The organism is Actinoplanes sp. M2I2 (genome assembly GCF_023544445.1).
Lineage (GTDB): Bacteria > Actinomycetota > Actinomycetes > Mycobacteriales > Micromonosporaceae > Actinoplanes.
Map to the genome: position 1 here is coordinate 1 of NZ_JALPVJ010000028.1, position 26430 is coordinate 26430.

The 26430-nt window shown below is 69.9% G+C and carries 19 protein-coding genes; 11 read left to right on the forward strand and 8 right to left on the reverse strand.

Annotated features, from left to right (window positions below):
- Positions 1-369: 369 nt before the first annotated feature.
- On the reverse strand, positions 370-1029 hold the full coding sequence (locus tag HJC40_RS38915; protein WP_250008595.1) for a TetR/AcrR family transcriptional regulator: 660 nt from the start codon (positions 1027-1029) through the stop codon (positions 370-372).
- Between the two features lie 219 nt (positions 1030-1248).
- On the opposite strand from HJC40_RS38915, the gene HJC40_RS38920 reads away from it, so the two are divergent.
- Positions 1249-4029, forward strand: coding sequence for a TIM barrel protein (locus tag HJC40_RS38920; RefSeq protein ID WP_250008596.1), 2781 nt, complete (start codon positions 1249-1251; stop codon positions 4027-4029).
- A gap of 120 nt (positions 4030-4149) precedes the next feature.
- Here the strand turns inward: HJC40_RS38920 and HJC40_RS38925 are convergent, their stop codons facing one another.
- On the reverse strand, positions 4150-4965 hold the full coding sequence (locus HJC40_RS38925; protein ID WP_250008598.1) for a citryl-CoA lyase: 816 nt from the start codon (positions 4963-4965) through the stop codon (positions 4150-4152).
- Entirely contained in the window at positions 4962-6140 is a 1179-nt protein-coding gene (locus HJC40_RS38930) for a CaiB/BaiF CoA-transferase family protein (protein ID WP_250008599.1), read from the reverse strand. The genes HJC40_RS38925 and HJC40_RS38930 overlap by 4 nt, the downstream gene beginning before the upstream one ends.
- A gap of 193 nt (positions 6141-6333) precedes the next feature.
- On the opposite strand from HJC40_RS38930, the gene HJC40_RS38935 reads away from it, so the two are divergent.
- Genes HJC40_RS38935 through HJC40_RS38950 form a run of 4 tightly spaced genes read left to right on the forward strand, consistent with a single transcriptional unit; the run spans position 6334 to position 11126 of the window.
- Entirely contained in the window at positions 6334-7824 is a 1491-nt protein-coding gene (locus tag HJC40_RS38935) for an aldehyde dehydrogenase family protein (RefSeq protein ID WP_250008600.1), read from the forward strand.
- Positions 7821-9578, forward strand: coding sequence for a thiamine pyrophosphate-binding protein (locus tag HJC40_RS38940; protein ID WP_250008601.1), 1758 nt, complete (start codon positions 7821-7823; stop codon positions 9576-9578). Before HJC40_RS38935 ends, HJC40_RS38940 begins: the two co-directional genes overlap by 4 nt.
- A gap of 49 nt (positions 9579-9627) precedes the next feature.
- Positions 9628-10086 (forward strand): type II 3-dehydroquinate dehydratase, encoded by a 459-nt coding sequence (locus HJC40_RS38945; protein WP_250008602.1) that lies wholly within the window; start codon positions 9628-9630, stop codon positions 10084-10086.
- Positions 10077-11126: a Gfo/Idh/MocA family protein gene (locus HJC40_RS38950; protein WP_250008603.1), complete on the forward strand. Its 1050-nt coding sequence runs from the start codon at positions 10077-10079 to the stop codon at positions 11124-11126. Before HJC40_RS38945 ends, HJC40_RS38950 begins: the two co-directional genes overlap by 10 nt.
- Before the next feature lie 14 nt (positions 11127-11140).
- Here the strand turns inward: HJC40_RS38950 and HJC40_RS38955 are convergent, their stop codons facing one another.
- Complete coding sequence (locus HJC40_RS38955) at positions 11141-11950, reverse strand: IclR family transcriptional regulator (RefSeq protein WP_250008604.1); 810 nt, start codon at positions 11948-11950, stop codon at positions 11141-11143.
- Positions 11951-12376: 426 nt separating this feature from the next.
- On the opposite strand from HJC40_RS38955, the gene HJC40_RS38960 reads away from it, so the two are divergent.
- From HJC40_RS38960 to HJC40_RS38975, 4 genes are read left to right on the forward strand one after another with little or no spacing between them, the layout of a single operon-like run.
- Positions 12377-12937: a TRAP transporter small permease gene (locus HJC40_RS38960; protein ID WP_250008605.1), complete on the forward strand. Its 561-nt coding sequence runs from the start codon at positions 12377-12379 to the stop codon at positions 12935-12937.
- Positions 12934-14214 (forward strand): TRAP transporter large permease, encoded by a 1281-nt coding sequence (locus HJC40_RS38965; RefSeq protein ID WP_250008606.1) that lies wholly within the window; start codon positions 12934-12936, stop codon positions 14212-14214. The genes HJC40_RS38960 and HJC40_RS38965 overlap by 4 nt, the downstream gene beginning before the upstream one ends.
- A gap of 39 nt (positions 14215-14253) precedes the next feature.
- Positions 14254-15288, forward strand: coding sequence for a TRAP transporter substrate-binding protein DctP (gene dctP / locus HJC40_RS38970; RefSeq protein ID WP_250008607.1), 1035 nt, complete (start codon positions 14254-14256; stop codon positions 15286-15288).
- A 59-nt stretch (positions 15289-15347) separates the two neighbouring features.
- Complete coding sequence (locus tag HJC40_RS38975) at positions 15348-16223, forward strand: shikimate dehydrogenase (protein WP_250008609.1); 876 nt, start codon at positions 15348-15350, stop codon at positions 16221-16223.
- Between the two features lie 28 nt (positions 16224-16251).
- On the opposite strand, the gene HJC40_RS38980 is transcribed toward HJC40_RS38975, so the two are convergent.
- From HJC40_RS38980 to HJC40_RS38990, 3 genes are all read right to left on the reverse strand, one after another.
- Positions 16252-18153 carry a hypothetical protein gene (locus HJC40_RS38980; RefSeq protein ID WP_250008610.1) on the reverse strand — a complete coding sequence of 634 codons (1902 nt, stop codon included), beginning with the start codon at positions 18151-18153 and terminating at the stop codon, positions 16252-16254.
- Between the two features lie 93 nt (positions 18154-18246).
- Complete coding sequence (locus HJC40_RS38985; RefSeq protein WP_250008611.1) at positions 18247-20919, reverse strand: PQQ-binding-like beta-propeller repeat protein; 2673 nt, start codon at positions 20917-20919, stop codon at positions 18247-18249.
- 19 nt (positions 20920-20938) lie between these two features.
- The gene (locus HJC40_RS38990) at positions 20939-22003 is read right to left on the reverse strand and encodes a ThuA domain-containing protein (protein WP_250008612.1); all 1065 of its coding nucleotides are present in this window, start codon (positions 22001-22003) and stop codon (positions 20939-20941) included.
- 348 nt (positions 22004-22351) lie between these two features.
- Here HJC40_RS38990 and HJC40_RS38995 point away from each other — a divergent pair, with 348 nt between their 5' ends.
- Positions 22352-24460 carry an adenylate/guanylate cyclase domain-containing protein gene (locus HJC40_RS38995; RefSeq protein ID WP_250008614.1) on the forward strand — a complete coding sequence of 703 codons (2109 nt, stop codon included), beginning with the start codon at positions 22352-22354 and terminating at the stop codon, positions 24458-24460.
- On the forward strand, positions 24436-25128 hold the full coding sequence (locus HJC40_RS39000; protein WP_250008615.1) for a Crp/Fnr family transcriptional regulator: 693 nt from the start codon (positions 24436-24438) through the stop codon (positions 25126-25128). Before HJC40_RS38995 ends, HJC40_RS39000 begins: the two co-directional genes overlap by 25 nt.
- 65 nt (positions 25129-25193) lie before the next feature.
- Here HJC40_RS39000 and HJC40_RS39005 read toward each other — a convergent pair whose 3' ends face one another.
- Positions 25194-26288 (reverse strand): calcium-binding protein, encoded by a 1095-nt coding sequence (locus HJC40_RS39005; RefSeq protein WP_250008616.1) that lies wholly within the window; start codon positions 26286-26288, stop codon positions 25194-25196.
- Between the last annotated feature and the right edge of the window lie 142 nt (positions 26289-26430).

Sequence of the window (26430 nt, forward strand, 5' to 3'; positions counted from 1 at the left end):
GGCAGTGATCACGACACGGGCTAAGGACACCCCGCGACGATCACCGTCATCCAAAGTTTCCTATGTCCCGACACACCAGTTTCCGATGACTTGAGACAGGGGTTTCCTATGTCTTGAGCCAGGACACCGTCGTCCGCTCTCTGTGATGTCTCAAGACATCGAAACCCCTGAACCCGCGGTTGCGGGTTCAGGGGTTTTCTTTTTCGGTGTGGGTCCGTCCGACGCCGATGAAGTAGAGCTGCCGCGGTAGTCCCGGGCAAACCGTCTGGTACGACGATTTCAGCATCACCGTGGCGCCGCCGGATTGGCAGGGCGACCCCGAGGACGAGGCGGCGCTGATCGCCTGCGAACGCGCGCTGGTCCGACCCGTCATCGGCCGGCGGTCAGGTACTCCAGCACGAGGTCACTGATCATGGTCCGGTAGTGGTCCCGGCGGGCGGGGTCGAGCATGTCCCGTTTGAAGATCGCGCTGAAGGTGTACCGGTTGGCGGTCCGGAAGACGCAGAACGCACTGATCATCATGTGTACGTCGATCGGGTCGACGTCGTCGCGGAACTGGCCGGCCGCACGACCGCGCTCGAGGATCCGGCTCAGCGCGTCCAGCGCCGGATTGGCCAGGCCCGCCAGGATCTCGGACCGGGCGATGTGCCGGGCGTAGTGAATGTTCTCGATGCTCACCAGCCGGATGAAGTCCGGGTGCGACTCGTGATGGTCGAACGTGAGAGCGGCGAGCCGCCGGATCGCTTCGGCCGGGTCGAGGTGCTCCACGTCGACCTGCTGTTCGAGGGCGCGAATCCCGGTGTACGCCTGCTCGAGCGCCGAGATGTATAGACCTTCTTTACCGTCGAAATAGTAGTAGATCATCCGCTTGGTGGTGCGGGTCTTCGCCGCGATCTCGTCGACGCGGGCTCCGGCGAAGCCCTTGTCGGCGAACTCGCGGGTCGCGACGGCGAGGATCTCGGATCGGGTCCGTTCAGCGTCTCGCGCGGCGGGGGCCGCAGCTGGCGAGTCCGGCGTCTGCGTGGCCACATGGCCCTCCTTCGATCGAAGATTCACCTTAGTCACGGGTTCGTGGCCCTTCCTCCTCTGCCACGCAACGCGTATAACTAACTAACTAGTACATACATTGCCGCCAGCGGCAACGCCTGTGGTTCGGAACCGTCAGCGGCGCACCCTGTGTCGTCCCATCGGCGCATCGCTGAGCCCGTCCTCGACGCCGGGCGAAGCCATCGAGGAAGGCAGTGCACCATGCTCATCGCCGATCATGATGCTGCTCGAAGCGCGGCCGTCGCACCGCGCGCCGAACCACGCCTGACGATCGCCACCGCCTGCCTGTCCGGGACCCTGGAGGACAAGCTCGCGGCCGCCGCGGCAGCCGGCTTCCACGGAATCGAGATATTCGAGAGCGACCTCATCGCGTCGGCATGGTCACCGGCGAGGGTCCGGCAGGAATGCGCCCGTCGTGGCCTGACCATCGACCTCTACCAGCCCTTCCGCGACTTCGAGGCGGTCGCCCCCGACACCTTCCGGGCCAACCTGCGCCGTGCGGACCACAAGCTCGGCGTGCTGGAACAACTCGGCGCCGTCACGATGCTGGTCGCTTCGTCAGAGTCGGCCGACGCCGTCGACGACGACGACCTGGCCGCCGACCACCTGCGGGAGCTGGCCGAGATGGCCGCGGTCCGCGGGCTGCGCATCGCGTACGAGCCGCTGGCCTGGGGCCGCTTCGTGAACACGTACGCCCACGCGTGGCGAATCGTGCGGCGCGCCGACCACCCCGCCCTCGGCCTGTGCCTGGACAGCTTCCACGTGCTGTCCCGGGGCGACGACCTGGCCGGGATCCGGGTGGTGCCCGGCTCGAAGGTGTTCCACCTGCAACTGGCCGACGCGCCTCGGTTGAAGATGGACACAGTGGAGTGGAGCCGGCACCACCGGCTCTTTCCCGGCCTCGGCTCGTTCGACCTGACCGGGTTCCTGAGCCAGGTCCTGGCCACCGGCTACGACGGTCCGCTCTCGCTCGAGGTGTTCAACGACGTCTACCGGCAAGCTGATCCCCGGCACGCCGCCATCGACGGGATGCGGTCGCTGCTCGCCCTGCAGGAGTCGGTCAGCGTCGGCGGCCCACCCGTCGCGCGGCGCCGGCTGCGATCACCCGGCCTGACCCCCGCGCCGCGTCTCGGCGGCCACATGTTCACCGAACTCGCCGTCGACGAGGTGTCCGGCCCGGTCGTCGCCCGTACCCTGACCGCTCTGGGCTTCGCCTGGACCGGGTCGCACCGCTCCAAGCCGGTGCAGTTGTGGCAGCAGGGCGCCGCCCGGATCCTGCTCAACTTCGCGTCGCAGCGGACGGTCGCGCCCGGCACGGCGGCCATCTGCGCCCTCGGGCTGGAGAGCAGCGATCCCGCGGGTTCGGCCGAGCGTGCGGTTCGGCTGCTCGCTCCGGTCCTGCCTCGCGTGCGTCAACCGGAGGAGGCCGACCTCAGTTCGGTGGCCGCTCCCGACGGGACTGCGGTCTTCTTCTGCCGTGCGGGCGCGGACGGCAACGGCTGGCTGGCCGACTTCGAGGCCACCGACGCCGAGACGTGCACCGGGGGCCTGGTGACCGCGACCGACCACATCGCTCTGACCGAGCCGGTGGACGACTTCGACCAGGTCACCCTCTTCTACCGCACGGTCCTGGGCCTGCAGTCGGGCCAGACGATCGAGCTCACCGCACCCTTCGGTCTGCTGCGCAGCCGGTCGGCCACCGACGCCGGGCACACTGTGCGGATCACGCTCAACACGGCGCCGCTGCGCCGCGGTTCCTGGGCGCCGGCCGTGCCGAGCCCTCAGCACATCGCGTTCGCCAGCGACGACGTGATCGCCGCGGCCAAGGCCATGCGTGAGCTCGGCGCGCCGGTGCTGCGCATCCCGCACAACTACTACGACGACCTCGACGCCCGCCTCGCCCCGAAGCCGGAGCTGCTCGCGACCCTGCGCGAGCACTCGATTCTCTACGACTGCGACGAGGGTGGGGAGTACCTGCACTTCTACACCGAGATGCTGGGCTCGCGGCTGTTCTTCGAGGTGGTGCAACGCATCGGTGACTACGCCGGCTACGGCGCCGCGAGCAGCGCTCCGGTGCGGATGGCCGCACACCGGCAACGTCGCCTACGGCGACTCCGGGAGACACCACAGCAGACGTACGGTCGTGAGCACGACTATTCCCTGGCCCACCTGACGGCGCTGAGCCTGTCCCCACCGGAACTGGTCGAGGCCGCCGCGGACGCCGGATACCGGTATGTGGGCCTGCGCCTGACCCGGGTGACGCCGGTCGAGCCGCACTATCCGCTGGCCACCGATCCCGCGCTGATGCGCACGACGAAGGTGCGCCTGGCGGCCACCGGGGTCGAGGTCCTCGACATCGAGTTGGCCAGGATCGGTCCCGACGAGGATCCGCGGGATTTCCAGCGCTTCCTGGAGGCCGGCGCGGAACTCGGTGCGCGCCACGTCATCGTCCAGCTGCCCGATCCGGACCGCAACCGCAAGATCGACCGGTACGCGCGGTTGTGCCAGATGGCCCGCCCGCTCGGCCTGACCATGGATCTGGAGTTCCCCTCGTGGACCGAGACACCGGATCTCACCGAGGCGACCCGGGTTCTGCGGTCGGCGGATCAGCCGAACGCCGGCATCCTGATCGACCTGCTGCACTTCGCCCGCTCCGGCTCCAGCGTGGCCGACCTGCGGGAGCTGCCGGCCGGGTGGTTCCACTTCGCGCACGTCTGTGACGCGCCGCCGGGGGTGCCGCCGACCAGGGAGGAGCTCATCCACACCGCACGGTTCGAACGGCTCTATCCCGGCGAGGGCGGCATCGACGTCGACGGAATTCTGGCGGCTCTGCCGTCCGGCATCCCGTACGCCTTGGAGATTCCCCGCGCGCAGCTGGTGGCGCAGATCGGGGCGAAGGAGCATGCCCGCCTGGCGGTCGCCGCGGCGCGCCGCCGCCTCGACAGCGTGCCGGCGAACCGGAGATCGGCCGACGCGGCATAGCCGTACGGCCGGTGCCAACGCCAGAGAGGAGAGCGTCTGATGGCCGATGCGATGCCGGGGGCCGCGGGCGGCGGTGGAAGCGTCGCGGCGACCGGCCGTCTCGACGCTTCCACCGCACCCTTACGAGGTGTCCTGCGTAAAGGTCGGCAGGATCCACGGCGGCATCGGGCCCTTGTTGCGGCGGCCCTGGCCGGTCTCCTCCCAGGCGTGGGCGAGGATGCCGACACTGCGGCTCAGGACGAACAGTCCCCGGGCCAGCGGCGGCGGGAAGCCCAGTTCGGCGTAGACGACGGCGGTGCAGCCGTCGATGTTGATCGGCACGGGCCGGCTGCGGCCCTCGGCGAGGACGTGCTCGATGGCGTGGGCGGCGCGCAGGTAGGAACCGTCGACGACGCCACCGGCGACGGCCTGCTCCACCTGAGCGAGCAGTGGGTCGCGGCGGGGGTCGACGGTGTGGAACCGGTGCCCGAAGCCGGGCAGGTACTTCGAGCGGGCCCGCCACGAGTCCACGGTTGTCTCGGCGGCGGTGGCGAGCTCGGCGCCGTCCTGGTGCAGGCGCCGGACGTCGTCCAGCAGGGTCATGCACTGTTCGCCGGCGCCGCCGTGCACGTCGCCCAGCAGGTTGATGCCGGTCGCCACGGCGTTGTTGAGGCCGATTCCGCAGGTCGCCGCCATCCGGGCCACCGCGATGGACGGCGCGTGCGGGCCGTGGTCCACGGAGGAGACCAGGGCCGCCTCGAGCAGTCGCTCCTGACCCGGGGTGGCGGTCTCGCCGCGCACCATGAGCCAGATGATCCCGGCGAAGCTGATCGAGCCGATCAGGTCCTGGACGGGGTGACCGCGCAGTTCGATGCGGTTGGGTTCGATGCGCGAGACGCTTGTCGCCCACCAGTCGGACACGTCTCGGACGGTCGGCTCGGGCCGGTCCTGGCTCATGGTGCGGTCACCTCGTCCGTGGCGATCTTGAACTCGTCGTTGTGCTCACCGAGCAGTGGCGGCGGTGCCGGGGGGTGCAGGGCCTCACCGTTGACGAGCACCCCGCTGCCGGTGACCCGCAGCGTCCGGTCCGGGTCGCCGGGGAACCCCAGCTCGGTGAAGAAGCCGCGGGCCTTCAGCTGGTCGAGTTCCATCGCCTGCGGGACGGTCAGGATGCGGGCCGCCGGCACGCCGGCCGCCGACAGCGTGCGCTCCCACTCGATGGCCGGGCGTCCGCGCAGCGCTGAGTTGATCGCATCGTTGAGCGCGGACCGGTGGTGTTTTCGCGCCTCGCGGTCGGCGAATCGCTCGTCGGTGAGCAGGTCAAGGCGCTCGATGAGCCGGCAAAGAGTCTCGAACTGCTCCTGCCGATTGGCGGCGATGTTGAGCGGCCCGTCCGCGGCGTGGAAGGTGCCCGAGGGTGCGGCGGTGGCGTTCTGGTCGCCCATCGGCTCCGGGGGGATACCGCTGACCAGGAAATTCGATGCGGCCCATCCCATCGCGGACAGGGAGGTCTCCAGCATGGAGACGTCCAGGCACACACCTTTGCCGGTTCTGGCCCGCCCGGCCAGCGAGGCGGCGATCGTCATGGCGGCGACGAGGCCACCGATGGTGTCGGAGACCGGGAACCCGACCCGCAGCGGGGCGGTCTCCGGTGTGCCGGTCACGCTCATCATCCCGGACAGGCCTTGGATGATCTGGTCGTACGCGGGCGCCTGGCGCATCGGCCCGGTCTGCCCGAACCCGGAGATGGCGCAGTACACCAGACGTGGGTTGATCCGGTGCAGCACCTCCCAGCCGTACCCGATCCGGCTCAGGACACCGGCCCGGAAGTTCTCCAGCAGGACGTCGGCGCCGGTGAGCAGGGCCTCGAAGGTCGCCCGGTCGGCAGTGTCCTTGAGGTCGAGTTCGACGGACTTCTTTCCCGCGTTCTGCGCGAGGAAGGACGCGCCGATCGCCGCCCGGTTCAACCCGGGTTCCGGACCCAGCTTGCGGGCCAGATCCCCGTCACCGGGCCTCTCGATCTTGACGACCTCTGCGCCGAGAAGCATCAGGTGGTAGCTGCAGTACGGGCCGGCCAGGACATTTGTCAGGTCCAGAACCCGGACGCCGTGCAACGGTCGGTCGTCATCCATGAGACGTGCCCCTCGGTCGTCATCGGGCGAGAAGCCCGGCATGGCGGTCAGGCGGCGGAGCAGTGCGGCTTTCACTTCCCCGAAACAAACCGCGGAGCCAGCCATTGCCAGGGGTCTCCGCGGCCCGTACGTTACACCTAGTCCACAGGGTGGTCCATATGGACTACCTAGCGGTTCGCTCGGAGGAGTGCCGATGATTGACAGCCCTGGCCGTGCCGTCCCGCAGGACGCGCCGACCACGGTCGGATGCCTGATCGCCGGCGAGTGGGTGAGCGACGGACAGCGGGCGGACCGCGTCGGTCCCTGGACCCGAGTCGTCGTCAGCACCACCCGGCAGGCCACCGATCACGACATCGATGCCGCTCTTCGGTATGCACATCGTGGTGCCAAGGCGGTCGCCCGGATGTCGCCCGCCGCCCGCGCCGGTGTGCTGGAACGGGCCGCCGCCGAGGCGCTGGCCAGGCGCGACGACATCGCCACGCTGCTCGCCCGGGAACTCGGCAAACCCGTCAAGGACGGCCGCGGCGAGATCGACCGGGTGGCCGACACCTTCGCCGTCTCCGCCGCCGAAGCCCGCCGCATCGGCGGGGAGGTCCTGCCGGTGGCGGGCTGGGCCCGCGGCGTGGGCAACACCGCGCTGACCCACCGCGCCCCGGTCGGTGTCGCCCTCGCGATCACCCCGTTCAACGCGCCGGCCAACCTGCTCGCACACAAGCTCGCCGCCTCGTTCGCCGCCGGCAACACCACGATCGTGAAACCGCCGCCACAGGCCCCCGCGTCGTCCGCGGCGGTGGTACGGCTGTTGCTCGACGCCGGGATGCCACCCGAGGCGGTTCAGGTGCTGCACGGCGGCGGACCGGTCGGCGCGGCCCTGAGCGCCGCGCCTGAAGTCGGGGTCATCAGTTTCACCGGCAGCCCGGAGACGGGCGCCGCGGTGGCCCGGTCGGCCGGCGCCAAGCGCCTGGTCATGGAACTCGGCGGTAACGCCGCGACCATCGTCTGCGAGGACGCCGACATCGCCGCGGCCGCCCGGATCTGCGCGGCCACCGGGTACAGCAACTCCGGGCAGAGCTGCATCTCGGTGCAGCGGGTCTACGTGCACCGCAGCCGGTACGACGAATTCCTCGCCGCGTTCACCCTCGCGGTCGAGAAGCTCACCGTCGGCGACCCTCTCGACGCGGCCACCGATGTCGGCTCGATGGTCGACGACGACGCGGCCGAACGCGTCGTCTCGTGGACGCACGAGGCGGTGGCCGCCGGGGCGACCATCACCACCGGCGGCCGCCGGAACGGAGCGACGGTGATCCCGACAGTCGTCGCGTCCCCGCCACCGGGTGCCCGTCTCATCCGCGAGGAGGTGTTCGGCGCCGCCGTGGCCGTCCAGCCGTTCGACGACTTCGACGACGTGCTGACGACCTGCAACGACAGCCGCTACGGCCTGCAGGCCGGACTGTTCACCCACGACGTGCGGCGCATCGTCACCGCGTGGCGCGAGCTAGAGGTCGGCGGACTCATCGTGAACGGGTCCTCGAACTACCGGCTCGACCACATCCCGTTCGGCGGGGTCAAGGACTCCGGCTTCGGTCGCGAGGCACCGCGCTGGATGATCGACGACTACACCGTCGTCAAGACCCTGATGCTGCGCGGCATCTCCCTCTTCGGCGACCAGGAGGACGCCCGATGACCATCGAATCGGACGAGAAGACCGTGACCGCCGCCGAGGCGCTGGTCACCCAGCTCGAGTCCTACGGTGTGGAACACATTTTCGGCACCTGCGGCCACACCAACATCGCCCTGCTCGACGCGATCGGGCGCAGCAGCATCCGGTTCGTCATCGCCCGCCACGAGCAGGCCGCCGCGCACGCCGCCGACGGCTACGCCCGGGCCACCGGCCGCACCGGCGTCGTGCTGATGCACGTCGGGCCGGGTATGACCAACGGCGTCACCGGCGTGCTCACCGCTGCGCTCGACTCCGTGCCCCTGGTCGCGATCGCCGGTGACATCCCGTCCTACTACCACGGCCGGCACCCGCACCAGGAGGTGAACCTGCACGCCGACGCCGACCAGACCGCCGTCTACCGGCCGTTCGTCAAGCGCGCCTGGCAGGTGCACCAGGTCGCCGACCTGGGCCGGTTCACCGAACGCGCTTTCTGGACCGCGGCGTCCGGACGCCCGGGCGCAGTGCTGCTCAGCGTGCCGATGGACCACTTCTCCCGGCCGGTCCCCGCCGAGACTGCCGGCGCCTACCCGCTCGCCGTCGCGCAGCGCCCGGGCCTGCCCGCCGATGTCGCGGACCGCATCGCCGGCATGCTGCTCGCCGCCGACAAACCGCTCGTCTACCTCGGCGGGGGACTGCGTCGCGGGCCCGGCCTGGACGCGTTGCGCTCGTTGATCGAGCATCTCGACATCCCGGTCGTGCACTCGCTGATGGCCAAGGGGACCCTGCCCGACAGCCACCCGTTGCTGCTCGGCATGCCGGGCTTCTGGGGCCTGAAGATCACCAACGAGTACACCCGCGAGGCCGACGTCGTCCTCGCCCTGGCCTCCCGCTTCGCCGAGACCGACGCCAGCTCCTGGGACTCCCGCTACACCTGGCAGTTCCCGCCCGGCGAGCTGATCCAGATCGACATCGACCCCGCCGAGATCGGCCGCAACTACCCGGTCGCCGTCGGCGCGGTCGCCGACGTCACCCATGCCGTGCGAGCGATCGATACCGCCGTGCGCGCCCGCCATCCGCAACCCCGGCACCGCGACGGGCTGCGCGAGACCATCACCGCGACCCGGCGCACCCTGTTCACCGACAGCCGCGAACGCGGCACCAGCGAGAACTTCCCGCTGCGCCCGGAACGCATCCTCACCGACCTGCGCTCGATCCTGCCCGCCGACGCGGTCCTGGTCACCGACGTGGGCTGGAACAAGAACGGTGTCGCCCAGTGCTACGAACTGCCGGAGGACGGACGGTTCATCACGCCGGGTGGCGCCTCGACGATGGGCTTCGGCCCGGCCGCGGCGGTCGGCGTCCAGATCGCCCAGCCCGGCCGCACCGTGGTCGCCCTGATCGGTGACGGCGGCATGAGCGCTCAGCTCCCGGCCCTGCCGATGGCCGTCGAACAGGGCGCCCCGGTCATCTTCGTCGTGATGAACAACCGGTCCCACGGCACCATCAGCGACCTTCAGGCCGCCAACTTCGGACAGAGCTACGGCTGCGACTTCACCGGACCGGACGGCACACCGTACAGCCCGGACTTCGCCGCTCTCGGCCGCGCCTGCGGCGCCGACGGCTACACCCTGGCCGGCGCCGGCGACCTCGGCGACGCGCTGCGTGCCGCCCTGGCCGCTCGTCGACCGGCGGTCATCGACGTGCCGATGGTCAATGAACCGGTGCCGACTCCGGGGCACTGGAACATCAAGGACATCTACCAGGGCATCTTCGAGTGACCCCCGAGGTGCCGGCGCCGGCCGTCGGCACCAGAAGGTGAGGCCGTCCGTGGCGCAGCGGTTGTTCATCCTCAACGGTCCCAATCTCAACATGCTCGGCCGGCGCGAACCGCACCTGTACGGCCCGGTGACGTTGCCCGCCATCGAGAAGAGATGCGGGACGGTCGCCGAGGAACTCGACTTCGACCTGTTCCTCGCTCAGTCCAACGCCGAAGGGCAGCTCATCGACTGGGTTCACCAGGCATACGACCAGGCGGCGCCGGTCATCATCAACCCGGCGGGCCTGTCCACCCGCGCCGTGGCCCTCTATGACGCGCTGCGGATGCTCGACCGCCCGATCGTCGAGGTGCACCTGACCAACGTGCTCGGCCGGGAGCCGCTCTACCGGGACCTGCTGACCGCGGCCACCGCGTGGGGATTCCTGGCGGGTTTCGGCGCAGAGGTCTACGAGATGGCGATGCGCGGCCTCGCCACCCACCTGTCGGAAGGCGGCGAGGCGTGCGGATAGGAATCCTCGGCTGCGGCCGGATCGCCCGCAACCACGTGCACGCCCTGCGCGGTGTCGACGGCGTCCACGTGGCCGCGGTGGCCGACATCGACCCGGGGCGGGCCCGGTCGTTCGCCGCGGAACACGGCATCGATCGATCCTTCGGCGATCCGGAGCAGATGCTTGCCGCCGGACTCGACGCGGTCACCATCTGCACCCCGCACGCGGAACACGAGGCCGGGGTGCTCGCCGCCGCCCGCCACGGCACCCACGTGCTCTGCGAGAAACCCATGGCCCTGCGGGTCGACCAGGGCGAGCGCATGGTCGCCGCCACCGCGGCCGCCGGGGTGAAGTTCGGCGTCCTCTTCCAGCGCCGGTTCTGGCCGGCGGCGGCGCGCATCCGTGCGGCGATCGACGACGGGCGTATGAGCCTGCCGATCTGCGGTGCCGTGGTCGCCCGCCTCAACCGGGGCGCGGACTACTACCGGGCCGAACCGTGGCGCGGTCGCCGGGCGACGGAGGGCGGCGGGGTCCTGATGACCCAGGTGATCCACCACATCGACCTGCTCCAGTGGTTCATGGGCCCCGCCAGACGAGTGACCGGCCGGTGCGCGACCCTCGCTCACCAGGACGTCATCGAGGTCGAGGACACCGCCGCCGCGCTCATCGAGTTCGCCTCCGGCGCCGTCGCCACGGTGCAGGCCGGCACCACCTTCCAGCCCGGGCTCGGCGTGCAGGTGTGGGTCAGCGATGCCCGCGGCCGTACGGCGAGCGTGATGGAGTTTCCCGAGGGCGTCGGCTTCACCGACGTGCGGACCCTGCCCGATGAGGAGGCGTTCGCCACTGGGTACGCCACCGGTCGCCGGTTCGATCTCGCCCTGGCCGAGGTCCACGACCATCTCGCGCCGTACCACGCCCAGCAGATCGCCGACTTCGTCGCGGCGCTGCGGGAGGACCGTGAACCGGCCGTCACCGGTCGCGACGCGCTGCGATCACTGGCGATCGTCGAGGCGGTCTACGAGTCGTCGCGCACCGGCTCGGCCGTGGAACTGCCGTGGTGACAGCGGGGGAGCGGTCAGCTTCCGCTGCCGAAGGGGCGATCGAAACCCCGGTCGGCCATCTGCGAAGCGATCTGCCGAAGGTCGGCGGCGAACGCGGTGACCTGCTCGGAGGTGAAGCGGACGGTCGGCCCGCTGAGCGCCAGCGCGGCGACGACACTGCCGGACTGCCCGAGAATCGGAACGGCCACGGCCGACAGGCCGGCCTCGCGCTCGCCGTGACTCTCGCCGTACCCCTTGGCGGCCGTCTCGTCGATCCACTCGCGCATCGTCGCCGCGTGCTGCGGGCCGTGCGGCGACTGCCTGGCGATCCGCTCCAGAAGCCCGTCGGACGCGTCGCGCAACAGCACCTTCGAGGAGGCGCCCGCCCACATCGGCAGCTCGTCGCCGACCTGGACGACATGCCGCAGCGGCTGCGGGCTCTCCTGCTGCGCGACGCACACCCGGTAGATGTCACGGACTACATACATGTTCACGGTCTCGCGCCGGCGCGCGGCGAGTTCGCGCATCTCGCGTTGGGTCTCGGGCGGCAGCTCCCAGCTGCGCTGAGCGAGATGCGCCCACCGCCAGAGTCCGGGTCCCGCCATGTATCCGCTGCCGGTGGCCCAGAGCAGGCCACTCTGTTCCAGAGTCGACACCAGCCGCAGCACGGTGGTCTTGGCCAGGCCGGTCTCCTCCACAATGGTGCGGACGGAGACGGTGGGCCGTTCATCGGTCAGCAGGCCGAGGATGCCCAGCGCGCGCTGGACGCTTCGGACGCCCTGCTGGTCAGCGGACTCCGCCGCGGACGGCTTGGCCGCGGAATTGCGGGTGAGGGGCGCGTCCACGGTTCTGCACTCTCCTTGTGTCGCCGGAATGGTCCGCTGACCATCCTTCCTGCATCGCCACCATTCTCGCCTGCGGGACGCACCTTTCACCGATCCGTAACGGTCCGGACTCAAGCCCTTGCCAGGGACGAGGGCCGCCCGTACTTTACACTTAGTCCACACAGTGGTCCACCAGGTCCGAACAGTGGTCCGCAGTGAAGCTTTATAAAAAGCCTGTGACATGCCATCCCAAAGTCCGCACGTCCGATGGTGGCCCTGGCCGAGTGGCCGAAGTTCGATTCCGGTCACCGCCGTGACGGCACAACCGCGGCACCTCGTGTCGCGACAGACGTACACCTGAGAGCGAGGGCGCATTGTTGACCACCCCGTCCCGCGTCGCCGGCCCGCGCTGCCGCCGGCCGGGCCATGTGCCGGGAGCGATGGCCGATGACAGCTGAACCCGTCGCCACCCCCGACGGCCCGCTGTCCGGCCCCGAGCCGGAACAGCACTGGCACGAGCCGAGAGTCTTGCGCACCTGGGCGGCGGGGGAGTTGTGGATCGCCTGCCTTGCGCTGACGACGATCTTCCTCAGCGTCCTCTGGCAGGTGATCAGCCGCTACGTGCCCGCGCTGAACTGGCCGGGCGTCAGCGAGCTCGCCAACTACTCGCTGATCGTGCTGACCTTCATCATGGTCGGCTACCTGATCGGCAACAACGGCCACATCACCATCCAGGTCATCGATTACCTGGTCAAAGGGCGGGCCTTCGTCGTGGTCAAAGCCGTGTCCGCCGCGGTGACCGGTCTGATCTGCGCGGTTCTCGTCTGGGAGGCGTGGGAGCTGATCCAGGCGTACCCGACCCGGACGACCGCTGCTCTGGGCATCCCGATCTGGATGCTCTACGTCGTCCCGATGCTCGGCTTCGTCTCCGGCACCGTGCGTGCCTTCGTGCGGGTCTTCACCGCAGCCCGCGAGGACGTCCCCTTCGACGCGGCGGAGGCAAGATGATCCTCGAACTGTGGATGGTCGGCGCGATCATCGCCCTGTTGCTGCTCATCCGGGTCCCCGTCGCCCTCGCCTTCATCGGCCCCAGCCTGTGGTACGCGATCGCCGACGGCCGCTCCGCCGGCTTCGCCCTGAAGACGACCTTCGACGGGCTCAACAGCTTCCCGCTGCTCGCCGTCCCGCTGTTCATCCTGGTCGGTGTGCTGGCCAACCGGCTCGGCATCGCCGACCGGCTCTACGAGTTCTGCCTGGCCGCGCTGGGCCGGCTGCGCGGAAACCTGGCGTACGTCAACGTCGGTTCCGCGGTCGGCTTCTCCTGGATGAGCGGCTCCGCACTCGCCGACGTGGCCGGTCTCGGCAAGATGCAGATCCCGGCGATGGTCAAGGCGGGGTACCCTGCCGGATTCGCCGCCGGGCTTACGGCTTCGTCCTCGCTCATCAGCCCGGTGATGCCGCCGAGCATCCCCGCCGTCATCTACGCGGCGACCGCGACCGTCTCCACCGGTGCCCTGTTCGCCGCGTCCGTCCTACCGGCGTTCGCCATGGCGGCCGGGCTGTGCATCTACATCCTGCTGTGGACCATGCGCCGCCCGCAGTTCGGCTCGGTGCAGTTCGACCGTAGCCGGTTCACCCGGGCAGCGGTGAACGCCGTCGGCCCGCTGCTGACTCCGGTGATCCTGCTGGGCGGCATCCTCTCCGGCACGTTCACCCCCACCGAAGCGGCTGCCGTCGCCGTCCTCTACATGCTCATCCTCGGCCTGATCTACCGTTCCGCGACACCACGGCTGCTGCTGCAGGCGCTACGCGAGACCGCGGTCATCACCGCCGGCATCACTCTGATCCTCGGTGCCGCCGCGCTGCTGGGCCTGCTCCTCACCCGAGCCCACGTGTCGCGCAACATCGCCGAGTACCTCACGGCCGTCACGGAGAGCCCCTGGGTCTTCATGATCCTGGTCAACATCATCCTGCTGATCCTCGGCGCACTGATCGACGCCACCGCGGTCATCCTCGTGACGGTGCCGGTCCTGCTGCCGATCGCCATGGAACTCGGCGTCGACCCCGTCTACTTCGGCGTCGTCATGATCATCAACCTGATGATCGGCCTGCTGACCCCACCCGTGGGAAGCGTTCTCTACATCACCAGCTCCGTCATCGGCAAACCGGTCGACGTCGTTTTCCGCGGTGTCGCCCCGTTCCTCATTCCCTTGATCGCCGTGCTGATCCTGGTCACCGCACTGCCCGGCCTCGTGCTCTGGCTACCCGGCCTCCTCGGCTTCTGACCCACCAGCCCGCCATCCCACACCGGGAGGAGAAACGCCATGCACCAACGTCCCGCAGGATGGCGCCGCATCACCGCGGCGCTCACCCTTCCCATCGCACTCGTGCTCGCCACAGGGTGCTCCACCTCGAACAACACCCCCGCCGCCGAAGGCGAGAACCCCACTCTGACCATCAAGATCGGCAGCTCTCAGCCGGAGAGCCAGCCGAACTTCTACTGTGGCATGAAACTGCTCAAGGAACGGGTCGAGGCACAGAACCTCGGCCTCACCATCGACATGTTCCCCAACAGCCAGCTCGGCCCGGACGCCGAACGCTACGCCGGGGTGCAGAGCGGTGACATCGACATCGACCTGCAGGGCGGCTCGGCGATGTCCACCGCCTTCCCGCAGATCGGCGTGCTCGACGCCGCCTATGCGTTCAACGACGTCGACCACTTCTTCAAGTGGGTCGACCAGAACGGCAAGGACTTCTTCACCGACTTCAACACGGCGACCGACACCACCATCGTCGACGCGTGGTACTTCGGTATGCGCACGTTCACTGCCACCGAGCCGATCCGCAAGCCGGCGGATCTCGCCGGCAAGAAGATCCGCTTCCCGAACACCCCGCAGTTCCTCGCCAACGCCAAGGCGCTCGGCGCCGACGCCGTAGCGATCGCCGTCGAGGAGCTCTACCTGGCCTTGCAGCAGGGCGTCGCTCAGGGCCAGGAGAACCCGGTCGTGGCCACCCACGCCCAGAAGTTCGACGAGATCCTCAAGGTCGCCAGCCTCACCAACCACCAAGTCGGCACCCACTACGTCGTGATGTCCGACAAGACCCTCGAGAAGATGAGCCAGCCCCAGAAGGACGCGCTGTTCAAGGCCATCCACGACATCCGCGCCGAGAACCGCAAATGCGTCGACGACGAGACCGGGAAGGTCCTCGACGGCTGGCGCGGCGACTCCACCCGCACCGTGGTGGAGATCGACCAGGTCGACCGGGCGGCGTTCATCAGCAAGGCGGAATCCTTCTTCAACACCCACTTCACCGGTGAGAACCTGGAGCTCTACAAGAGCATCCGGGCATCGGCCTGACCGCAGGGCTGGGGCCGGCGGTCCGCCGGCCCCACGACCGAACCGGGGAAGAGGTACGGGTGACCAGCCCTCAGCAAACGCAGGTCCTGGTCGGGCTGCTCGGGGCGGGTATCGGGTCCTCGCACGCACCACTGCTGCACCAGCGGGAGGCCGACCGGCAGGGAATCCGGCTCCTCTACACGATTATCGACTCGGCCGCGTCCGGCCTCACCGCCGATGATCTGCCCGGTCTGCTCCGCTGGGCCCGCACACTGGGCTACCGGGGACTCAACGTCACCTACCCGTTCAAGCAGCAGATCGTCCGGCATCTCGACCAGCTCTCGGCTGAGGCGAGGATTCTCGGTGCGGTCAACACCGTGGTCTTCGCCGACGGTGCCACCTGCGGTTACAACACCGACGCGGTGGGCTTCGCCCGCAATTTCGAACGCAACTTCCGCGCCGAGCCCAGGAACGAGGTGGTGCAGCTGGGCGCCGGGGGAGCCGGATCCGCGGTCGCGCACGCCATGTTGACGCTGGGCGCCCGCCGTCTCACTCTCGTTGACGTCGATGCGGCCAGAGCGCACCGGCTTGCGGGCCTGCTCGCTGCGGAATTCGGTGCCGACCGCGTCGCGGTCGGTGCGCACGCGGACCTGGCCAGGCTGCTTTCGGGCGCCGACGGGCTGATCAACACGACTCCGATCGGCATGGCGCACCACCCGGGCTCACCGGTCGCGCCCGACGATCTGCGCAAAGACCTGTGGGTGGCCGACATCGTCTACCGGCCCACCGACACGGCACTGCTCCAGGCGGCACGCGCGACCGGCGCCGTGACCTTGCACGGCGCCGGCATGAGCGTCTACCAGGCCGTTGCCGCGTTCGAGCACTTCACCGGCGTTCCCGCGGACGCGGAAGCGATGCTCTCGGACTCCGAGGAACTGCTGCGGGCCGGCCGCTGACCCAGGCGCGGCCGTGCGGCATTTCGGATCAGAGCCGCTCCGCGTCCCGGGGGTGCTGGAACGCGGAGCGGCTGTAATAGCGGACGACGTTGCCGTCGCGTTCGACCTCGCCCCGGTAGTGCTTGAGGAAGTCCCACAGCAGCGGGATCTCCTCGGGCATGGTGTTGTGCGAGCGGTAGAGGTTCTTGGACAGCTTCAGGACGTGGATCGCGGTGTCGTCGTCGTGCCAGGTCCAGGTCTGGAAGCGGTCCTGCCAGCCGTGGCGTCTCCCGGCGACGGTGTCCACGTCGGCGAGGGTGAGCCCGTTGGTGCCCAGGTGGTACCGCGCCCAGCTGTCGAGCGAGTTCTGCGTGTCGTCCCAGAGGTCACCGGCGAGGAAGCCGAGGTCGCCGTACCCGTAGATCTGATAGTTGGGGATCGGCCGGCCGCTGGCTGGAACCTGGACGCCGTCGATGCCGACCGTGCCGGCGGCGTCCGGGGCGGTGGTGAACGAGGTCGAGGCGACCGCGGCGAAGTACTCCGGGTAGGCGATGGCGAAGTTCTGGGTCACCGCGCTGCCGGCGGACTGACCGGTGGAGTAGAACCTCGTCGGGTCGACCCCGAACTCGTCGGTGATCAGGTCGCGCAGCTGCCGGTAGAAGGTGTGCGAGTCGCGGTGGCTGACCGACACGGAGCTGGCGCTGTACTGCTCGCCGATGATGACCAGGACGCACCCTTCGCGTTCGGCGACCTTCCACCACTGGGCGGCATCGAGGAACACCTTGGCGGTCTGGGTGTTGCCGGGCCAGACGAACACGACCGGCGCCCGGTCACGCCACAGCCGGCGGGCGGAGCGGGGAACATGGACGAGGTATTCGCGGAGGAAGCCCTCGACCATCATGGTGCGCACCTGGACGCCCAGCTTCGCGTAGTCGGCGCGTTCGAAGAGCTGGTTGCCGTAGGCGAAGAAGTTCTCGTACCGGGTGTACTGGGTCAGGAAGTCCACGATGCGGTGCGTGCTCGCCGGGCGGTGCTGCACGGCCACCTGGGAGATCGGCCCGGCGTAGGACGTCATCCACCGCCGGGAGCCGTGGCGTTGCGGGTACACCGCACCGAGGGTCCGGTCCGGCCGGGCGCGGCGTCCGGTGTCGTTGGCCCGTCTCCAGTACGACAGGCTCGCGTCGATCGAGGTCCGGTCGGGGCGGATGTACCAAGTGGGCAGGACCGTCTCGTCGTACCGGATCAGGTCGAAGCCGTCAGGGAACTCGACCGGGGTGTAGCTGCCCTCGGTCTCGCCACCGAACTCACGGCCGGCGTACGAGTTCAGGTACGCCGCGTCGAGTCCGGACGAGTCGACGTACACCTGGCTGATGACCCGCAAGGGGTGCGCAACCGCCCAGGCCTCCAAGGGTGCGGCGCCGGAACCGTAGCCGACGAGGTAATGCAGACCGAAGATGGAGAAATAGCGGTTGTTCTGGAAGAACACCGTCGCGGCTTCGACGTAGGCGGCCTCCTGCGTGGCGGTGCCCCAGCCGTCCGGGCCGGGCTCCAGGACGAAGAGGCCCTCCTCGCGCCGGTCGGCGATTTCGGCCCAGGCTGCTCGCCGGAGGAACTCGCCCGTCTCGACGCCGTCGGGAACGGCGATCACCGTGTAGTAGGAGCGGATGGGTGTCTCGGGGGAGATGTACACCTTCGCCGTACGGGTCGTGCCCGCCACGTCGAAGGACTTCGTCCAGTAGCCGGTCATCTCCCGGGGTAGCTTGCTGGCGCGGGAGTAGTCGTACTCCGGGAACGGACGGCCGTCCAGCGGTAGCGGCTCACCGAGGTCACCCGGGATCCGCCCGGCCGGGTGCGCGGCGGCCGGCCGGGCGGTGCCCTGGCCCGCCAGAGTCGCGGTCACCGCGATGGCGGCGGTTCCCTGGAGCAGGCAGCGCCGATCGATCGTGCTCATGACGATGGTCCTCTCGCCGGTGATGGCCGTGTGAGGCTTGGGAGACCGGGGCCGGCGCGGCGGCGTTGCCGCGCCGGCCCCGGATGCCGGGTCCTACTTGCGGACCCGCACTGTCGCCGTCGACGTGAGCTGCTTCTGGTCCCCCTCGGACAAGAAGTTCGCCACCAGCGTCAGCGGCACCGCGTCACCTTCTGGCACGTTGTTGTCGAGGTCGGACTTGTCGAACGTCACGATCAAGGTGCGGCCGATCGCCGTCGCGTGCCTGGCCTTGACGGGTGACTGCGACAGCGGCGTCCGCAGCTGGACGTCGCCGTCGAGCCGGTAGCCGGCCGGGAGGCGCAGCGCTGCCGTCACCACGCCGCGGACCGTGGTGAAGGTTCCGGTCCCGGAGCCGAGGTCGATGGTCGAGGGCACGAACCGCAACGCACCCGGCAGATCCTGCGGTACCGCGTACACCTCGATCTTGCCGGTCGGCCGCGGGTCGGTGCAGTCGTTGAAGTAGTACTCACCGGCCCTGTCGAACGTGAACTCGGAGCGCTCCCCGGGGCTCAGCCGGGGATTGAAGAGTCCCTCGAAGAACTGGGTCGCGCAGTGCGGCCGCTGGTTCGGGAAGTTCGGGAAGGTCTCCGCTCCGGGGTTGAGGAAGGTCACGGTGGCCCCGACCGGCACCCGCAGGTGAGTCGGGTTCATGCCGGCCTGCGAGGTGCTGTCGCGTGCCGCGGCGGTGTCCGTCGTGCGGTCCTGGCGGCCCAGGTAGACGGTGTTGTTCACCGTCGCTCCCTCGACCGGGCCGCCTTGGACGGGCCGGCGGATCGTCAGCGGAGCGGTGTCCGGGCCCTCCTGGCTGCCCGATTCGGTGGTGTAGGTGCCGCCGAGCTTGAACGCCCACAGCGAGTCGCCCTGCGTGACCGACCCGCCGTACGGGTTCGTGGACCCCGCGGCGAGGATGGCGACGTACTGCTCGCCGTCGACCGTGTAGGTGATCGGGGCGCCGGCGATGCCCGACCCGGTCTGGAACTGCCACAGGACGTCGCCGTCGCGGGCGTCCATCGCGAGCAGCCGGCCGTCGATCTGCCCGGCGAACAGCAGGTCGGTCGCGGTCGTCAGCGGACCCTGGCCGTGCGACATGTCCGTGCCGAGGTGGTTGCGCCACCGCACCTTGCCGGTCGAGGCGTCGTAGGCCAGGATGCCGCCGGTCTGGTACTGACCGATCGCCCGCTGGCCGTTGGCCGCGGCGCCGTTCCAGTGCGCCACCGGGTTGGCGCCGTAGGGGTAGTAAACCAGGTTCGTGCTGTGGCTGTAGGAGTTGTTCGACCAGTCACCACCGCCGTTCTGGCTGGTGGTCGACAGGATCGGCAGGTCCCACTGCGGGTCGTACATGCAGCCGCGCCGGTGGTCCGAGGGTGCTCGCGGGTACGTCAGGAACGGCTGGTCCGCCTTGACGTAGCTGTCCGGATTGAAGACCAGGTTGCCGCGCGCGTCCGGTTGGTAGCCGTTGTAGTTCGGCACGGCGCGCCACGGGTCACCCGGGACGTTGCGCGGGTCCAGCTTCTGCCAGACGACGCATTCGGGCAGCAGGCGTTCTGTCGGGAAGGGCTGGGTCTCGGCGTTGTGCTGCCGTGAGTCCACGATCATCGGTTTGTCGACGACCGGGAGCACGGGCTTGCCGTTGGTCCGGTCGAGTACGAACTGGTGCCCCGACTTGCTGCCGTAGAACACCACCTTGCGCTTCTGGCCCTGGATCCTGATGTCGGCCAGGGTCGGCGGGTGGACGTTGTCCATGTCCCACACGTCGTGCCGGATCGACTGGTAGTGCCACTTGTAGGCGCCGGTCTTCATGTCGACCGCGACCATGGTGGTGGAGAACAGGTTGTCGCCCGGGCGCAGGGAGCCGTCCTGCGAACTGCGGCAGCTGCGCGGGTTGCCGAAGGTCATGTAGTAATAGCCGAGGTCGGGGTCGACCGAGCCGTGCATCCACGGTGTCGCGCCGCCCTCGAGGTTGCATTCGGTGCCGTCGGGCAGCACGGCTCCCCAGGTGGCGCCGGCGTCGACGGAGTTGCCGTTGACGTCGGTGTAGACGGTTCCACGTTCCGGTCCGCCGAAGACGTGCCACAGGTAGCCGCCGTCGCCGGCGCGGACCGCGACGACCGCGGCGCGGTTGCCGTTGGCGGCGTGGGCGTAGACCACGCCGTCGTGGTAAACGGTCGCGACCCGGTCGAGGTTGCCCAGGTCGACGCCGGCCTGGACCGCCGGTTGCACGACCCAGGCCTGCTCGCCGGTCTCCTGGTCGAGGGCGACGATGCGGTCACCGTCGGCGAGGGTGTAGACCTTGCCATCGCCGATGGAGACACCGCGTCGGGTATCCGCCGTCGCGAAGCCCTCCGGCGCCCACTTCCACTTGGGCGCACCGGTCTTGCCGTCGACGGCGATCACTTCGCCGCCGGGGGTGTCGAGGTAGATGACGCCGTCGGCGACGATGGGCGTCGTCTGCTGGCCGACGTCGTCGCTGGCCGGCGCGACCGCCGAGAGGTGTGTGCGCCAGACCGGGCCGAGCTTGTCGAGGTTGCGCTGCGAGATCTGCTTCAGCCCCGAGTAGTGCTGGTTCGCGAGGTTGCCGCCGACGGTCGGCATGTCGGCGCCGGTCGGCTCCAGGCCTGGCAGTCCCAGTCGCTCGACGCCTTCTCCGGGGCCCTGCGCGACGGCGGCCGACGGCCCGATGGCGACAGCGACGGCGAACAGGATCGGTGCGAGTATGCGGGGTTTCATCGATGTGCCTTCCCTGGTGCTACTTGCGCTTGGCCGGGGTGCAGAACGGTTCGAGGCCCATGGCGGACTTGATGCCGTGCTCGAGGTGCGCCTGGAACTGCGCTGCGCCGGGGAAGGTGGAGTTCTCCTGGAAGGCCGCCCCCTCGTGCCCGAGGGTGGTGACCCAGGACCGGCCGCCGTCGTAGTACTGGCACCAGGTGACCGGATGGAAGTCACCGTGTCCGGGGTGCGAGCCCTCTCCGCCGGCGCCGTCGGCCAGGGTTCGCTCGTCGACGGTGGCGAGGAAGTTCACATCGGTCGGGAACGGGACGAGGTTGTACCACTCGTCGGAGAATCTCCAGCGCCGCGGAAGACCCTTGGTTGAGACGTCCCGGTCGTTGACGACCACGACGTCACCCGGCTGGCTGCGTCCGTGGTTGTAGTAGTTGGCGTTGCCGAGCAGGCCTTCGTACCAGTGCCAGCCGTACTCCGTGCCGAAGGCGTTGTGGACGCCGACGAAGCCGCCACCGCCCTGGATGTACTTGCGCAGTGACTCCCGGGCCCAGTCGAGGCGGGTGCCGCCGGTCGCGCCGCGGGCGTGGTTCCACAGGGTGTCCCGGGTGGGGCTCATGAAGATGACGGCCTTGTAGCTGGAGTTCAGCCGCTCCATCGCCTGGACGTCCTCGGTGACGTGCACCTCGATGCCGTCGGCCTCGAGCATTCTGACCAGCCCGGCCTGCGCCACGTTGGAGCTGTCCAGGGGGCGGGGCCAGGCCGCCGGGTTGCTGTGGTCGCGCGTGATCACGTACGGGCGGGGGAGTGTCACGCCTTGGACGCTCGCGTTGTCGGGATCCAGGACCCGGCCGAGGTTCGCGTGCCGCGGTCCCGCCGTACGGGAGTACACCAGCACCTTGTTGTCGCGCTCGGCACCCCAGTCGCTGTAGCAGTCCGGGTCCACTCCACGGCACACGCCGTACACCGGGTCGATGCGGTCCGGCCTTCCCTGATGCCCTTTCGTCGATCCCGTGATCGCGAGAGCCGAGGCGGGCGCGAGGATCGCGAGCGCCACGAGGGGCACCACCGTCTTGAGCCAATTGTTGTTCACGCTGGAAGTTCCCGTCTGGAGGTGGATTCCAGTTGCATGCGATCTCGTCCCCTCATCGATGCCGCACCTCGATCGATACAGGTGGTGACGGCCTCGTCGCGTCAGGCTGACTCAAGGTCCGCCTGGTGGTTTCGATGTACCGCTGGACAGACCATAGTGGCGAGTGGTTCGTATCACAAGGCATGGCGGGGACGCCTTTCGCATCGAAAGCATTCGCTACGTCGGCCTTGACGGCGTCCATCAGAGGTCGTGCCGTCGGTACTTCAGGCGCCGGGCTGCTCAGGCGCCGGGGCTGCTCTTTTCCGACAGCCCGGCGCCTTCGCGCGCGACTAGGGTGAGCTCGTGCCGATGGACCCGGTGGCTGGCCGCGGCGGGGCGGCGCGGGTGGCGGTCTGGGTCGCCCACCTGAGTGCCCCGATGGCTGGACTCTGGCTGCTGGTCGCCCGGCCCGGCCTGGACGGCCATTGGCAGCACGAGCCCGCCCACTTCTGGCTGGTGCTGCTCGTGGCCCTGGTCAGCCTGGCCCTCGCGATCGTCGTCAACCAGGCCGCGCGGCGCCGGTCGGACACCCGGCTGCTGCTGGTGGCACTGTCCTTCCTGGTCGCGGCGGCCTTCCTGGGGCTCCACGCGGTGGCCACCCCGCAGGTGGTTCTCGACGCCCGCAACACCGGGTTCGTCTACGCCTCACCGGTCGGCCTGACCCTGGCCGCCGTGTTCGCCGCGGCCAGTGCTCTCGATCTTCCGGCCGCCGCCGAGCGGTGGCTGCTGCGCTGGTCGGGCCGGCTGCGCGCGGCCGTGCTGACCCTCGCCGCGGCCTGGGCCGTGGTGTCGCTGACCGGGCTGCCGCCGCTCGACCGGGTGCCCGGCGCCGGCGAGAGCACGCCGGCGATCCTGCTGGCGGCCGTCGGGGTGATCCTCTTCGGGTACGCGGCGGTGCGCTACTACCTGCTGCACCGGCGGCGGCGCGCGGTCATGTTGCTGTCGGTCGTGACCGCGTACGTGCTCCTGGCCGAGGCCGCCGTCGCGATGGCCGCCGGCACGAGCTGGCACGCCTCGTGGTGGCTGTGGCACGCGCTGATGGCCGCCGGGTTCGGCTATGTCGCGTACAGCGCCTGGGTGCAATATCGCAACGAGGGCGCGGCGGCGGGCCTGTTCGCGGCGGTCGGCCGGGACGAGACCGTGCGGCGGCTGCGGGCCGACTACGGCGCGGCGCTGGAGGGCCTGGTCGACGCCCTGCGCAGCGGGGAGCAGGGCGCGCTGACCGAGGGCCGGCTCGCGGCCACCACCGAACGGGTGGCCCGGCGCTTCGAGCTCACCGACGGGCAGGCGGCCGTGCTCGGCCGGGCCGCCGGCGCCCTGGCCGCCGAGCGTGATCAGATCCGCAAGCTGGACGCCCTGGTCGCGATCGGCCAGGACGCGCGCGTGATGGTCGCCGACTTCGAGTTGCTGCGCGGGGCTGTGCACCGGGTGGCGTCGGCCTTCGGCGGTTTCACCGTACGGGTCGGTCTCGTCGAGCAGGAGCGGCTGGTGTTCCCGCCCGTGCTCGCCGCCGGCGCCGGCGCCGCGCCGGTCGAGGTCCACACCGTACGGATAGCGCAGGCCGCCCTCGCGCGGGCCCGGCCGGAGCAGCGCGACGGCGTGCTGTACCTGCCGTTCCTGGTCAAGGGGCACCCGGCCGGCGTGCTGATCGCCGCGCGCGGTGGCCCGATCGCCGAGCGCGACGCCGCCCTGCTGACCTCGCTGGCCGCCCAGATCGCGATCTCGCTCGAGAACGCCCGGCTCTACCGGCAGCTCGACGTGCTGTTCCGGCAGTACATGTCGCCGGACGTCGTGACCGCGCTGGTCGCCGACCCCAGCCAGGCCGCCCTGGGCGGCGCCGTGATCGAGGTGACCTCGCTCTTCGCCGACCTGCGGGGCTTCACCACCTTCTCGGAGCGCTCGTCGCCCGGCCAGATCGTCGACATGCTCAACTGTTATTTCGACGTGGCCACCCGGGCGGTGCTCGGTGAGAACGGCACGGTCGTGCAGTTCGTCGGTGACGCGCTCATGGCCCTGTTCAACGCGCCCGCCCGGCAACCCGACCATGCCCTGCGCGCGGCCCGGGCGGCGCTCACCCTCCAGCACGAGGTCGACCGGATAGCCGCCGCCCGCCCGGACTGGCCACGCTTCCGGGTCGGCGTCAACACCGGCGAGGCGCTGGTCGGCAACATCGGCGGCGAGGCGCTGCGCAACTTCAACGCGATGGGTGACGCGGTCAACGTGGCCGCCCGCCTCGAGACGCAGGCCGCGCCGGGCCAGGTCGTGATCGGCGCGGCCACCAGGGACCGGATCGGCGACCGCGCGCTCGTCACCCCGCTGGGCGACCTGATGGTCAAGGGCCGGCTCCAGCCGGTGCCCGCCTTCGTGCTGCACGGCCTGCGAGGGGAGAGCCCGTGGCACCTGAGCCTGGTCTCCTGAGCCGCACCGACCCCGGCGAGTTCGTCACGGTGCTGTCCGCCCAGGATCGCGACGACCTGTTCCACATCGGCCGGCGGCGGCGCTGGCCGGCCGGGGCGACGCTGTTCAGCGAGGGCGACCGGTCGACCACCGTGGTGCTCGTGATCAGCGGCCGGGCCAAGGTGTTCTCGCTGACCGCGCAGGGCGGTGAGGTGCTGCTGGCGATCCGGGGGCCGGGCGCCCTGGTGGGCGAGATGTCGGCCTTGGACGGCGCCCCGCGCTCGGCGTCCGTCGCCGCCCTGGAACCCCTCGAGGCGTACGTCGTCGGGGTGACCGCCTTCCTCGACTTCCTGCGGACGCACCCGGACGCGGCCGTGCGGATCGTCCGGATGATCGTGTCGCGGTTGCGGGACGCCGATCGCAAGCGGGTCGAGTTCGGCACCTACGACGCACTGGGGCGGGTCGCGCTGCGCCTGGCCGAGATGGCGGAGCGCTTCGGGGCCGACGCCGAGCGCGGCGTGCGGATCACCCTGCCGTTCACCCAGGACGAGCTGGCCGCGTGGACCGGCTCGTCGCGCGAGTCGGTCACCAAGGCCCTGCGGACGCTGCGCCGTCAGGGCATCATCGAGACCGGCCGCCGGTCGGTGTCGGTGATCGACCTCGACCGGCTGCGCGACCGGGCGAGATAGACGCGCAGCGAGGTGCGACGCCGACGGCGCCGCACCCCGCTGTGCCCGGATCGCCGGGCTGGAGATCAGGACAGTTCGCAGCTGTTGCGCAGGTCGCCCACGTTGGACAGGCACCGGTCGGTGCCCGCGCCGCCGAAGTTGCGGTCGTTGGCGTTCACCCCGTCGCGGCTGGTGAGCCGGTCGTTGCCGGGGTCGCCGAAGAGCAGGTCGTTGCCCGCCCCGCCGGTGACGTTGTCGTTGCCGGGCCCGCCGCGCGAGACGTCGTTGCCCGCGTCGCCGCGCTGGGTGTCGTTGCCGGCTCCGCCGTTCTGCTTGTCGTTGCCGGCCCCGCCGTTCTGCGTGTCGTTGCCGGCGTCGCCGGTTTGAGTGTCGTTGCCGGCGTCGCCGGTCTGGGTGTCATTTCCGGCGTCGCCGCTCAGCCGGTCGTTGCCCGCCGCTCCGGACTGGGTGTCGTTGCCGGTCCCGCCGCCGGTGATGTCGTTGCCGAGCCCACCGAACTGCCGGTCGTTCCCGGAGCCACCGTTGAGAACGTCGTTGCCGGCGTCGCCGAACTGGGTGTCGTTGCCGGCCTGCCCGTTGAGCCGGTCGTTGCCGGCGCCGCCGCGCTGGAGGTCGTTGCCGTTGCCGCCGTTGAGCGTGTCGTTGCCCGCGCCGCCGTTCTGGTTGTCGCCCCCGTCGCCGCCGGTCAGCGTGTCGTTGCCCCCGCGGCCGGCCTGCGTGTCGTTGCCCGCGCCGCCGTTCACGACGTCGCCGGCCGAGCCGCCGGTCAGGTTGTCGTTGCCGGCGCCGCCGTTGATCGTCGACCGCGTACCGGTGTTGTTGACCACCCGGTCGTTGCGATTGCCGGCATTGACGACGATCCGGGCCACGCCGTTGGCCGAACAGCGGATCACGCCCGCGGCGGCCAGGACACAACCGGCGCCGGGCACCAGACTGTCTCCCGAGTCGCGGACGAAGAAATTGTTTCCGGCCCGGTTGATCGTGATGGTGTTGGCCCGGTTGTTCGAGGCGTTCACCACGATCGCGTTGCCGGCCTTGAACACCCCGGTGACGGCGTGGGCCGGAGCGGACAGGACGAACGCGGGAGCGGCGCCGGCTACGGCCAGGACGGCGATCCGGAACATCCGGCGCCGTCCGGCCGTGGTCTCGATTGCATTCATTACGACTTCCCCCCTGGAAGGTCTCGCACCCTGGAACGGGTACCGGAGAACCTTCCCAGCCGGAGGGGCTCCGGCCGGAGGAGAAATGACGCGTCCGAACTCGTAAAATTGCATGGACGAAATGCCGTGGAGATGCTGGCTA

Excerpts from the sequence above, each read along its gene's own strand:
- HJC40_RS38920 (WP_250008596.1), top strand. The coding sequence starts at position 1,249 with ATGCTCATCGCCGATCATGATGCTGCTCGAAGCGCGGCCGTCGCACCG.
- HJC40_RS38925 (WP_250008598.1), bottom strand. The coding sequence starts at position 4,965 with ATGAGCCAGGACCGGCCCGAGCCGACCGTCCGAGACGTGTCCGACTGG.
- HJC40_RS38930 (WP_250008599.1), bottom strand. The coding sequence starts at position 6,140 with ATGGATGACGACCGACCGTTGCACGGCGTCCGGGTTCTGGACCTGACA.
- HJC40_RS38935 (WP_250008600.1), top strand. The coding sequence starts at position 6,334 with ATGATTGACAGCCCTGGCCGTGCCGTCCCGCAGGACGCGCCGACCACG.
- HJC40_RS38940 (WP_250008601.1), top strand. The coding sequence starts at position 7,821 with ATGACCATCGAATCGGACGAGAAGACCGTGACCGCCGCCGAGGCGCTG.
- HJC40_RS38960 (WP_250008605.1), top strand. The coding sequence starts at position 12,377 with ATGACAGCTGAACCCGTCGCCACCCCCGACGGCCCGCTGTCCGGCCCC.
- HJC40_RS38965 (WP_250008606.1), top strand. The coding sequence starts at position 12,934 with ATGATCCTCGAACTGTGGATGGTCGGCGCGATCATCGCCCTGTTGCTG.
- dctP (WP_250008607.1), top strand. The coding sequence starts at position 14,254 with ATGCACCAACGTCCCGCAGGATGGCGCCGCATCACCGCGGCGCTCACC.
- HJC40_RS38980 (WP_250008610.1), bottom strand. The coding sequence starts at position 18,153 with ATGAGCACGATCGATCGGCGCTGCCTGCTCCAGGGAACCGCCGCCATC.
- HJC40_RS38985 (WP_250008611.1), bottom strand. The coding sequence starts at position 20,919 with ATGAAACCCCGCATACTCGCACCGATCCTGTTCGCCGTCGCTGTCGCC.
- HJC40_RS38995 (WP_250008614.1), top strand. The coding sequence starts at position 22,352 with ATGGACCCGGTGGCTGGCCGCGGCGGGGCGGCGCGGGTGGCGGTCTGG.
- HJC40_RS39005 (WP_250008616.1), bottom strand. The coding sequence starts at position 26,288 with ATGAATGCAATCGAGACCACGGCCGGACGGCGCCGGATGTTCCGGATC.